We start from the raw sequence: 10,461 nt of genomic DNA, 5'->3' as shown, positions 1-10,461 counted from the left end.
CCCCACTGGGCAGGGATGTGGTGACCCACATTACCTACGATCCGTTTGGAAGGCAGGCATTAGATTATCTTCCTGTACCCCAGGGAGGAACTTCCAACGGGGCTTTCGTTCAGAATCCCCTGGGGAACGCCTCCCAGCCCGGTATTTACGGTCCGGAGAAGATCTATGCCGAGAAAGTATTTGAAAACTCACCGCTGGACCGGGTTCTGGAGCAGAAGCAGGTGGGAAATGCCTGGGATGGAAAACCGGTAAAGTTCAGCTACAATGCTTCTGAAAACGGAGAGGTCAGAAAATATACCGTCACCACCACCTGGGTCAACGGGGCCACAAAATCTGAGATCAGTTCCGGGGAAAGCTATGGCATCGGACATCTGTACAAAAACACCGTAACGGATGAAGACGGCAATAAGACCATAGAATTCAAGAATGGAAAAGGCCAGACGATCCTGGTGAGAAAAGCTGTTTCCGGGACCCAGTATGCCGATACGTACTATGTTTATAACGAGTACGACCAGCTGGCTTTTGTGATCCCTCCGCTGGCTTCCGTAGCCTTGTCTCCGGATGAAGCGACCCTGAACAACCTCTGCTACCAGTACCGCTATGATGAAAAGAACCGCCTGGTAGAAAAGAAGCTTCCGGGGAAAGGCTGGGAATATATGGTATATGACAAGGCCGACCGGTTGGTCCTTACCCAGGATGCCAACCTGGAGGAGAAAGGACAGTGGATCCTCACCAAATACGATTCTTTTGGCCGGGTAGCCTATACGGCTGTTATCTTCGGAATGAACAGGGTTAATATGCAGGCCCAGGCCGGCCCTAACCTGATCGTGGAAAACAGGCATTCCGGAGGTTTTACAAAGGATGAAATGCAGATCCAGTATACCAATAATCATTTTCATGTTCTGGAAAAAGTGCTGAGTGTGAATTATTACGACACCTATCCCCAGTACAGCTTCAATCCCGCTTTCCCATCCGCTATTGAAGGAGAAACCGTTTTAACCGATACTCCTTCTTCAGAAGGACAAAGCACCAAAGGTCTTGCCGTCATGAGCCTGGTGAAAAACATCGAAGATGACAACTGGACCAAAAGCTATTCTTATTATGACACCCGGGGAAGGGTGATCGGTTCACATTCCATCAATCATCTGGGAGGTTACACCCACAGCGAGTCCAGGCTGGATTTTGCAGGAACCGTTCAGAAAACCGTGACACGCCACAAAAGACTGGGCACCGATACGGAAAGAGTGATCACAGAAACTTTCACTTACGACCATCAGAACAGGCTGCTGGTTCACAAACACAAGGTAGACGGTAATGCCGAAGAGATCCTGGCACAGAACAGCTACAATGAGCTTTCCCAGCTGGAAACCAAAAAGGTGGGCGGAACGAGTCCGGCATCACCTTTACAGACGGTGAATTACCAGTATAATATCAGGGGATGGATGACTCAGATTAACGATCCCGCCAACTTAGGCAATGATCTGTTTGGCTATAAGATCAATTATAATCTGAGAGAAGGGCAGGAAACCCCGAACAATGATTACAGCAGCTTAAAAGTAAAACCCAGATTCAACGGAAATATAGCGGAAATAGCCTGGAAAACGCTGACAGAAGAAAATGAACCATTGAAAAGATATGGCTATGCTTATGATGGATTAAACCGTCTTTCCGCAGGGTTTTATCAGAAACAGGGTTCTGAAACAGCCAAAGAATATTTTGAAATTCCGGAATATGACCTGAACGGGAACATCACCAGGCTGAAAAGATCAGCGGCGCTCCAGATGGGAAATACAGCCGCTATTGTGATCGATAACCTGAAGTATGATTATACAGGCAATAAGCTGACTAAGGTTACTGACCTGCAGCAGAATCCTTCAGGGTATCCATACCTGGCGAATCCCGGTATCATCGGCTATGACAATGATAATGGTAACGGAAACGGTAATATGATCCGCCACCCGGATAAAGGGATTTCTTCAATTCAGTATAATTATCTAAATTTACCTAAACAGATTACCCAGAATGCCAAAGTAACCAACTATACTTACAGGGCAGACGGAGTAAAAGTAAAGAAGCTCTTTGGAGATATAGAAACCGATTACCTGGATGGGTTCCAGTATAAAAGTACGAAGCCATCAGAAGCGGGTGATGGATGGGTAATTATTGATCCGAATGAAGTGGCTGAGATGAAACTGAGAATTATACCCACTTCAGAAGGATATTACGATGCACTGAGCGGCAGATATGTCTATCACTACACAGATCATCTGGGCAATGTAAGACTAAGTTATACGGATGCCAACAAAGACGGAATCATTCAGCCCAGAAAATACCAGGCTATGAAATGTACAGAATCCCCAGCCGGAAATGTTTGTTATATGGACTGGAGACCTGGAGAGATTGTAGAGGTGAATGATTATTACCCGTTTGGATTGTTGCATAATTATACGGTTACTACGCAGAATGCTTATCAGTATAAGTACAATGGCAAGGAGTTGCAGGAGACGGGGATGTATGATTATGGAGCTAGGTTTTATATGCCTGATATTGGAAGATGGGGGGTGGTGGATCCGTTGGCGGAGAAATATAGAAGATGGACTCCTTACAACTATGTGATGAATAATCCTATTAGATTTATTGATCCGGATGGTCGTGGAGTTGAGAAATTTGATGAAAAAGCTGAAAAAATAGCTCAGGGTATTGAGAAAAAGTTGGATAAGCAAATAAATAAATTAGATAAGGGGAACGCTAGTGATAAAAGTGATAGAATTGTTGAATTAAAAAAGTCAAAGCAAGATATTTCTGACATGCGAAAAGATGAAAAAAATACTTATTCATTTGCAAAGACTAAAGATAATCCTAATGGGGATGTGCCTCAAACTTTGAGAACTGGAGAAGGTCAAATTACTATGTATACAGATGACTTTGATAAACAAATACATGAATCAAGGCATGGAGGCCAAATTGCTAGAGGTGAATATGATATGAATACAGATGGGAGTTTAAAAAGTGGTTCTTTTGGTATAAATCAAGAAGTAGATGCCTATAGAGCTCAATATGCTTATTCGGGAGAACTGAAGTTTCCTACGCTTCCAAGTGGTTCATATATAAGTCTCGGTGATTCTAGTGTTGCAAATATGAATCGACAATTAATGAATACTAATCAATTTCCATTAGGAGTAAAAATAGAAACTGTAAACCATATAAATAATATTAATGCGACAACAGTTAGAAGTATGGTAGAGCTTTTTTCTTATCCGGGAAATTCTAAATTGGGTATACCTGCGGGAAAATATTTAAGAGATATCTATGGATTTTAATAAATTTTATCAATTACGATTTTTATTCTTGTTTTTAATTATCAGTTGTAAATCATTTCATTATAATAAATCATATTATTATAGCAAGAATGATTATTCGGTAGAAATGAAAATATTAAATAAAAAAGATGCGACATTAATAATTAAAAATAAAGATAATAGTAATAGTAGATTTTGGGCATTAAAATATAGAACTAAAATTGAGTATATTATTTCGTACGAAAACAAATCTTTTAAGCAAAAGAATAATAAAGTTATTAAGTATTTTTTTGAAGGAACTAATATTAATTGTATTTTGATAGATAATGAATGCGCGAATTTTTCTGAAGGAATGATTACTTCTTTTTCTAAAGATTTACTTTTTAAAGATTTTTCCATGAAAAGGAATTAATATATTTTCATTAAATAACAAAGACACTCATTGGATGGCTTTGTTGCTTTATAGCCCCGCTGGTGCGAGCGTCTCGCTCGTGCCGATAGAGACCAATCCAAATGATAGATTCTTTCATTTGAAGATGGCAAATTAATTTAATTTAACATGGCTGGGCGAGTGTCTCACTCATGTCGGCAGGTAAATCTCCTTGTTTTCAGACAAATTAAAATTATTAAATTTAATTTGTTAAACTTTTTGAAAGAGCAAATTTTCAGAACATCAAACTATAAAAATCCCTCTTTTATGTTTAAACAAAACAGGAAATTTCACATAAGGAGTTGACACTTTCAGATCGATCCTTTGGCGGAAAAGATGCCAGAATGGTCGTCTTATTCTTACGCATTCAATAATCCTATCCGAAATACAGATCCTACCGGAATGGAGCCGGAAGACGTAATTGAAGGAAGTGATGAAGAAGAATCTAAAACACTAAAAGAATCTAACCAATGCTGCTGGGGAATGTTCAGATTAATGCCTTTGCTTGAAGGAGGATCAAATATAAAACCTACTGTTATAGAAGTAGCTACAAAGACAGGGAAAACAACAGGAAAAACAGCAGAGACTTTGTCTAAGACTTCTGAAGGTGCTCAAAATCCAATGAAAGAGTGAGGTATCAAAGTGAGGTTGAAAGAGCTAAAGATAAAATGGATGGGATCAATAAAGCGCAAGAGAATTTAAAAAAGAATGCACCTCGAGGATCAAAGCAAAGTGGTATAGAATCAACAAAAAAGTCTAATCAGAACTTTAATCATGCCTTAAAAAGAATTGATCTTAGCAATATAGATGAGTTTGATGTCAAAATAACTCCAGCTCCAATTAAAAGAGACAATATTAATGTTCCTAAACCACGTCCTATTTCACCAACTCCTACTCCCAAAAAGCCAACTCCTAAGCCACAACCACAACCACAACCACAACCACAACCACCTTCAGTTGATGATTATTATAGAATATATTCATAAATTATGATTACAGAATTGCAAAAAGCTAAAGATTTGATGGATAATCAACAATATGAGTTAGCCATCAGTATTTTAAATAATTTAAAAGATTTATCCTTAAAATTTGAAAACTTCAGATTATTATTTTTATCAAATTGTTTATATCAAATAGGAGAATATTATTTAGCGATTGATATAGCGGATAAATTGTTACAAAAAGACCACAAAAATGAATTTGCTTCTCAAATAAAGTACCTGTCTTATTTTGAATTGGAAGATGATGATAATGCTTTAAAAGAAATAATTGGTTTTTTATCTCATAATGAAGCAGATCTTTATAAAGTAACATTGGAAGAGCTATTAATTGATATAAAAAAGGGGAACATTTATGAAAAAGACATTATTCATAAAATAAAAGAATTGGCATTAAAAAATAATATTAATATTTAGAAGTTACAAATAGAGCTTAAAAGTATAGTTTTGTTGTCATTTATCATGATCTTATTGAAGTAACTGAAATGAAGATTAGAATTATCTCCCGACACTCGCCCCCACTCTGCAAAGTTTGTAATTCCGTAACAGATAATAAGAAAACCTCGTAAAATGCGAGGTTTTTTTTGTGAAATTGCTTTAAAAATCAATTTATGCTTATTTTTGAAAAAAGGCTCAGATTGTAATCTAAGCCTAACTTTTTAACTTACACACTTCATGGGATAGTATCCATGAAAAAGCCCCTTTATTTATACTATTAAAATCTATTATTTCCGCAGATAGATATTTCCATATTGGGATTCAAGACGGTATTGCGGTCCGTTTCCAGGGGTTGCCGTAACCAGCATCCGGAAGTCATCAACATCTTTTCCATTAAATTTGGCATTCAGATTGGAATAAATTTGTCCGTAATAGGTTTCCGCAGAGATTGTTCCTGTGTTTTTCTCCTTAATTACCGCATCAATTCCACCGTATTTGGCATTGACAGCAATTTCTGCTTCAAAATTTTTCACTTCTACCATTCCATAGGTAGATTCTATATGGGTCTTTAATGATTTCGGAACCCTGATTTCCAGGTCAATGTTAATATCTGCACCATCGGATATCGAACTGAATGTAGCCTTATTGGTCTTACAGTACTGTTCATATTCTTCCAGGGTTTTAAAAATGATCTTTTCATTTCCTTTACGGGCTGTGATCCGGCGCGGAAGGTTTTCGATTTCCGGAATTTCCCCTTCAATAACCAAAGAATTTCCGTCCTGAGATTCTTTGATCTGAAAAGCGCTGTTGTTTTCATTGGCATTGATATTCACCGTTCCTGAAATCTCAACTTCGTTTTTGTCCCAGGTACTGATCCTGATCAGCTGAGGATAATCAAATTTTAAAAATATTTTCTCACTGTTCTTTACAGAAAAGTTTTTATTAATCGTTGTTTGCGCTGCAGTGATGCTGAAAACAAGACCGACTGCAAAAGTGAATAATGCTCTCATTTTGCTCTTAAATAAATTTTACTGTATTCGGAGCGTATATCCATACGAATACCTCCCCCATTTATTTTTCCGGTAAGTTCATCACCATAGCTGGCTGTATCTTCTTTCTTTTCAGCATTCATCTTGAATTCCGGAGAGATATAGATTTCACCATAGGAAGTTGTGGCCTTCAGATCGGCTTTTATAGATTTGGGAAGGCTTACATCAGCATGTCCGTATACCGAAATCACCGATAACGGACCTTTTACATTCTGGCTGAAAACCGCTTCCACGTTTCCGTAAACTGATTTTACAGTAGCCGGACCTGTAATATTTTCCAGCTGCACATTGTTGTAGGTCGCTGCAATCTCAATTTCATTCTGCATATTTTTAAACAAGACCTTTCCGCCGTATTGCGACTGATACCTGAAGGAAACAATCACACTCTCCGGAACCAGGATTTTCACCTTAGGCGAAGAAAGTTTTTTCAAGGGGTTGACTTCCAATGCACCGTCTTTTTCGCTGACATTAATGCCGAGCCCCGTATTATCTGTAAGCCCTGAAGCATTGATTGCCTGAAGTCCTTCTGCGCGCTTATCTTCCGCAGGAACTTTTCCTTCCAGAGAAAAAACAATTTCATTGCCTTTGTAGCCTTCTACGGTAACGGTCCCAAGATTAATCTGGAGTTTCCCTTTATTTTTACTGACTTTATATGTTTTGGAGTTCTCTGTTACCGTATTGGAGTTCTCCAGGTTTTCCTGCGCCTGAAAAGAGAATGCAGCCAATGAAAATATAATTAAAAATATCTTTTTCATAAAGTTTAATTTGTTTAATAATTTTACTGAGTTTATATATAAAAGCTTTTAATATTTCATTAAGACAGCATATGCCTCATCTTTTACATAAGCTGCTGTTTCAGGGTTCCGGGTAAGTACCCGGAGTTTTTCATTCACCTCATTGCTCAGCTCAGATGTTTTTTGGCCGGCAACAATCATAATGAGTTCTTTCTGTACCACCGGATCGTCCTGCTGAATAAAAGCCTGCCGGATTTTTTCAGCAATACCAGGATTTTCCTGCTGTTCGGCCAAAGTTTCAACAGCTGCCAATCGCACATTTGTATTTTCATCCGAAACCGCTTTTTCATAAAGGAGATCAATCAGCATTTCATCAGAAGCCGAAATATTTTTTGCCAATGTAATCCCCTGAAGCCTGGAACTCGCCGATTGCGTATTGTTCATCAGTTCAATGGCCTTTGTTCTTTCCTCCTCCGTTCTGTTTATAGCATAATTCTGCTGTTCCTGATTTTTAATTTCAGCCGTTTCCCCTGAACGCACTGAGCTTTTATTCACCGGATTTTCACCGGTTTTATCCTGTTCAGGAGTTATTATTCCGTAGATTTTCTGTCTGTTTTCCGGGATCTGGATTTCTGAACGGTTTTCATCTCTGGTCTTTACTTTTTCCCGGGTAACTATAACGGGCTTTTTAATTTCATGTTCCTTCAGAAAAGTAAAGGTTCCCGTACCGGCAATCATTGCGACAGAAGCGGCAATTGCCCATGTTTTTAAAGAAAATAACAGATGAGACCTTCCAGCAACGGGTTGGGCAGGTTCATTCAGCCCGGACATGATCTTATCAAACATATCTTCCGGAACCTCTAGCGTATCAAACTCTTCACGGTGGTCCTGTACATATTTTTTAAGCGGATCGTTCATTCTGTTTTTTTTGAGTGAGTTTTTCAAAAATTTTCTTTTTTGCACGGTGATAATGACTTCGGACTGTGCTTGCCGGAATTCCCAAAACGGCTGCTATTTCTTCCTGCGGCATTTCTTCAAATAAGAAGAGATTCACAACGGTTCTTGCCTGTACCGGAAGTTCTGCAACAGCATTCTGAAGCTCTTCGATCCGGAATTCCCATTTCTGTTTTTCTTCCGGGTCATCCTCATAACAGTCCGGTAACCGGTCTTCTTCTATTTCTGAAAAGTAATTTTTCTTTTTACGTAAAAACGACAGGGAATGATTAATGGCGATCTGCCTGGCCCAGGCTCCAAAACTATCCGCATTTTTCAGGGTTGGGATTTCAGAAAAGGCTTTTACAAAAACCTCCTGCAGAATATCTTCGGCTTCCTGCCTGTCATTCACCAGACGGAAAATGGAGTTGAACACAGTTTTAGCATAGCGCCGGTAAAGCAGGGAATATCCCGGATTATTTCCTGAACGGCAAAGTTCCAGCAATTCACGGTCACTCATATTTTCAGTTACTGTCTTCAATAGTCTTTATTCTCAATCGTTTCTTATAGAAGAGACGCATTCATGGAGTAAATGTTGCACCTTTTCTGATTTTTTTTATTTTTTTTATATTCAGATTCATCCGGAAATCAAAAATATTAAAAAAGGAAGTGAAGTTCCTGAAGTATTTATTCACAGAATTTGATTTCAACAGGGTTTCTGAAAGCAGCCATTTTTTCTTTTTCAGCTTTGTTGTAGGCATCTTTGGCTTCTTTACTGTCTACATTATTACCATTATACACATAACTGAATGTCGCATCCGGAGAATTGAGATTGGCAAAAACCATAGAAGGGTCTTTCTGATATTGCGTCCAAAAGGTTTCCCACTGTCCGGGAGTGAAATTTACTTTGGAAGTATAGGCATTCCGACCTTCGATATTGGTTTTTTCCCTGGTGAGCCCCTTAATTTCAAAGATAAAGTTTTCTTCCGAATCTGAAATTTTCAGAATAAGGCCGGGTAAATCGAAAAACTTGTAAGGTCCGTCATGGATGGGAATTTCTTGGGTAAACCATGCGATCCATTTTCTTCCGCCAAAATGGGTTTCAGCTTTCTGAACACTGTAATTAAAAAACACACCCTTTTCAGGAAGGATTTTCCAGACCGGTTTACAGGTATAGGTTGTAAGATAAACTTTATCAAAGAAATTTTCTTCGGAAATGGTGGTTTGAGATTTTAAATTCCTGGAAACTAATGTCTGCAGTTTCCATGTTTCTTTTGGACCGGGAAAGTTTCTGGCCCCTCTATTAACAAGACTGGTTTTTAAAGAATCATATTGATACTTTGCCAGGGATTCGAAGTAGGAAATCTCATTATTTTTCAGGAGAACGGTCAGCTCAGAGTTATAGCTTTTACTCTCTTTTTCAGTTTTCCATCTGAAATCGTATATAATTTTATAATATTGTGAAGATACAGATATACTGTACAACATTATGAATACAAGTGCAGTTCTGAATTTCATGGTTACGGTTTAAAATTTTAATCTACAATAATGACGCACCTCAGGCTGAAATGTTGCATTTTTATCCGGAAATTTTCTCAATCCGGTTTTCTGAAACAGCCGATCTCTTTACAGCAGGTAATTAAAACTCTCCGGTATAAATGATAATTCCGGAAATTATCATCAGATTGAATGAAATCAATATTTTTACAGTCAAAATCATACCCTGATTTTTCATATATAGAAATACAATATGTCTGTATTTATAATGAAAACGGAAGTGCAAAAACAGATAATGAAAAGGTTATATTATAAAAATCAAATTTTAATTATCATTCTGGTTACAACAGGGGTAATATTCACTGTTTATCAGTTGGCAGAGTATAAAAAAGCATTAAGCTTTAGAGATGTTTTTATATTAAAAGTCATTAAACAGAACTGCCATGCTGCACCGGGAATGAGCTCGGCCGTTTGGGTAAAGAATAATGGTAAAGAATACAGTATTGCACTGCCCTGCAATGAATGTATTCATTACCCCGTGGGAAGCTCTGTAAAGGCTTTTTATCATAAAGATAATGACAGGTTTATTTTTAGAACCGGGGATACTAAATTTTCAAAAAATATGATTTTATTAAGTCTGATTCTGATTATTTCTTTAATTCCGTGGAAGATATATTTAAAAAAATAAACGAAATATCCTTCCTTTTTCTTTGTTTTTCATCCTCCTATCTCACCGCCAAACATTATTTTTTCTAACCAAAGTCCGCCCTATTAAAAAAATATAGCTAACTTTCATCTTTGTAATACACTAAAAATCAGAAACCATGTTATTAGCCATACTTCTTCCCTTTCTATCCTTTATGGTTCGTGGAAAAGTCATTACGGGAATCATCTGTCTTATTCTTCAGATTACATTGATCGGCTGGCTCCCTGCTGCCATCTGGGCAGTTTTGTCCCTGAATAATGAGAGAGCAGATCAGCGAAATGAAAGATTAATCCGTGCCATGCGCGAAAATCAGAAATAAACTGCTTTCCTTTGAATACATTATGCAGATCCTTTAATTTTTTAAAGGATTTTTCTGT

Annotated in this window: 11 protein-coding genes; 6 read left to right on the top strand and 5 right to left on the bottom strand. The window is 37.8% G+C overall.

Annotated features, from left to right (window positions below; translation table 11 throughout):
• The 5 genes from AC106S_RS23940 to AC106S_RS23920 all read left to right on the top strand — a co-directional run.
• A partial coding sequence (locus AC106S_RS23940) for a DUF6443 domain-containing protein (RefSeq protein WP_482442492.1) occupies positions 1-3,320 on the top strand: 3,320 nt, incomplete at its 5' end.
• Positions 3,321-3,426: 106 nt separating this feature from the next.
• Positions 3,427-3,711, top strand: a complete 285-nt coding sequence (locus AC106S_RS23935) for a hypothetical protein (RefSeq protein WP_482442491.1) — start codon at positions 3,427-3,429, stop codon at positions 3,709-3,711.
• A 354-nt stretch (positions 3,712-4,065) separates the two neighbouring features.
• The gene (locus AC106S_RS23930; RefSeq protein WP_482442490.1) at positions 4,066-4,362 is read left to right on the top strand and encodes a hypothetical protein; all 297 of its coding nucleotides are present in this window, start codon (positions 4,066-4,068) and stop codon (positions 4,360-4,362) included.
• The gene (locus AC106S_RS23925) at positions 4,359-4,715 is read left to right on the top strand and encodes a hypothetical protein (RefSeq protein WP_482442489.1); all 357 of its coding nucleotides are present in this window, start codon (positions 4,359-4,361) and stop codon (positions 4,713-4,715) included. Before AC106S_RS23930 ends, AC106S_RS23925 begins: the two co-directional genes overlap by 4 nt.
• Positions 4,716-4,718: 3 nt before the next feature.
• Complete coding sequence (locus AC106S_RS23920) at positions 4,719-5,144, top strand: hypothetical protein (RefSeq protein WP_482442488.1); 426 nt, start codon at positions 4,719-4,721, stop codon at positions 5,142-5,144.
• Between the two features lie 308 nt (positions 5,145-5,452).
• Here the strand turns inward: AC106S_RS23920 and AC106S_RS23915 are convergent, their stop codons facing one another.
• From AC106S_RS23915 to AC106S_RS23895, 5 genes are all read right to left on the bottom strand, one after another.
• Positions 5,453-6,175 carry a hypothetical protein gene (locus AC106S_RS23915; RefSeq protein ID WP_482442487.1) on the bottom strand — a complete coding sequence of 241 codons (723 nt, stop codon included), beginning with the start codon at positions 6,173-6,175 and terminating at the stop codon, positions 5,453-5,455.
• The gene (locus AC106S_RS23910; protein WP_482442485.1) at positions 6,172-6,969 is read right to left on the bottom strand and encodes a DUF4097 family beta strand repeat-containing protein; all 798 of its coding nucleotides are present in this window, start codon (positions 6,967-6,969) and stop codon (positions 6,172-6,174) included. Before AC106S_RS23910 ends, AC106S_RS23915 begins: the two co-directional genes overlap by 4 nt.
• Before the next feature lie 48 nt (positions 6,970-7,017).
• Entirely contained in the window at positions 7,018-7,866 is an 849-nt protein-coding gene (locus tag AC106S_RS23905; RefSeq protein ID WP_482442484.1) for a hypothetical protein, read from the bottom strand.
• On the bottom strand, positions 7,850-8,422 hold the full coding sequence (locus AC106S_RS23900; RefSeq protein WP_482442483.1) for an RNA polymerase sigma factor: 573 nt from the start codon (positions 8,420-8,422) through the stop codon (positions 7,850-7,852). The genes AC106S_RS23905 and AC106S_RS23900 overlap by 17 nt, the downstream gene beginning before the upstream one ends.
• A gap of 146 nt (positions 8,423-8,568) precedes the next feature.
• Positions 8,569-9,399: a GLPGLI family protein gene (locus AC106S_RS23895; RefSeq protein WP_482442482.1), complete on the bottom strand. Its 831-nt coding sequence runs from the start codon at positions 9,397-9,399 to the stop codon at positions 8,569-8,571.
• An 803-nt stretch (positions 9,400-10,202) separates the two neighbouring features.
• Here AC106S_RS23895 and AC106S_RS23890 point away from each other — a divergent pair.
• Positions 10,203-10,403, top strand: a complete 201-nt coding sequence (locus tag AC106S_RS23890; RefSeq protein WP_482442480.1) for a YqaE/Pmp3 family membrane protein — start codon at positions 10,203-10,205, stop codon at positions 10,401-10,403.
• The last annotated feature ends 58 nt before the right edge of the window (positions 10,404-10,461 follow it).

This window comes from Chryseobacterium sp. FR054 (assembly GCF_056844565.1).
The sequence above is the reverse complement of the archived record's forward strand: the minus strand, read 5'-3'. Positions and strand labels throughout refer to the sequence as shown.

Coding starts and splice junctions, on each gene's coding strand:
- AC106S_RS23935 (WP_482442491.1), top strand. CDS start 3,427: ATGAAAATATTAAATAAAAAAGATGCGACATTAATAATTAAAAATAAA.
- AC106S_RS23930 (WP_482442490.1), top strand. CDS start 4,066: ATGCCAGAATGGTCGTCTTATTCTTACGCATTCAATAATCCTATCCGA.
- AC106S_RS23920 (WP_482442488.1), top strand. CDS start 4,719: ATGATTACAGAATTGCAAAAAGCTAAAGATTTGATGGATAATCAACAA.
- AC106S_RS23915 (WP_482442487.1), bottom strand. CDS start 6,175: ATGAGAGCATTATTCACTTTTGCAGTCGGTCTTGTTTTCAGCATCACT.
- AC106S_RS23910 (WP_482442485.1), bottom strand. CDS start 6,969: ATGAAAAAGATATTTTTAATTATATTTTCATTGGCTGCATTCTCTTTT.
- AC106S_RS23905 (WP_482442484.1), bottom strand. CDS start 7,866: ATGAACGATCCGCTTAAAAAATATGTACAGGACCACCGTGAAGAGTTT.
- AC106S_RS23895 (WP_482442482.1), bottom strand. CDS start 9,399: ATGAAATTCAGAACTGCACTTGTATTCATAATGTTGTACAGTATATCT.
- AC106S_RS23890 (WP_482442480.1), top strand. CDS start 10,203: ATGTTATTAGCCATACTTCTTCCCTTTCTATCCTTTATGGTTCGTGGA.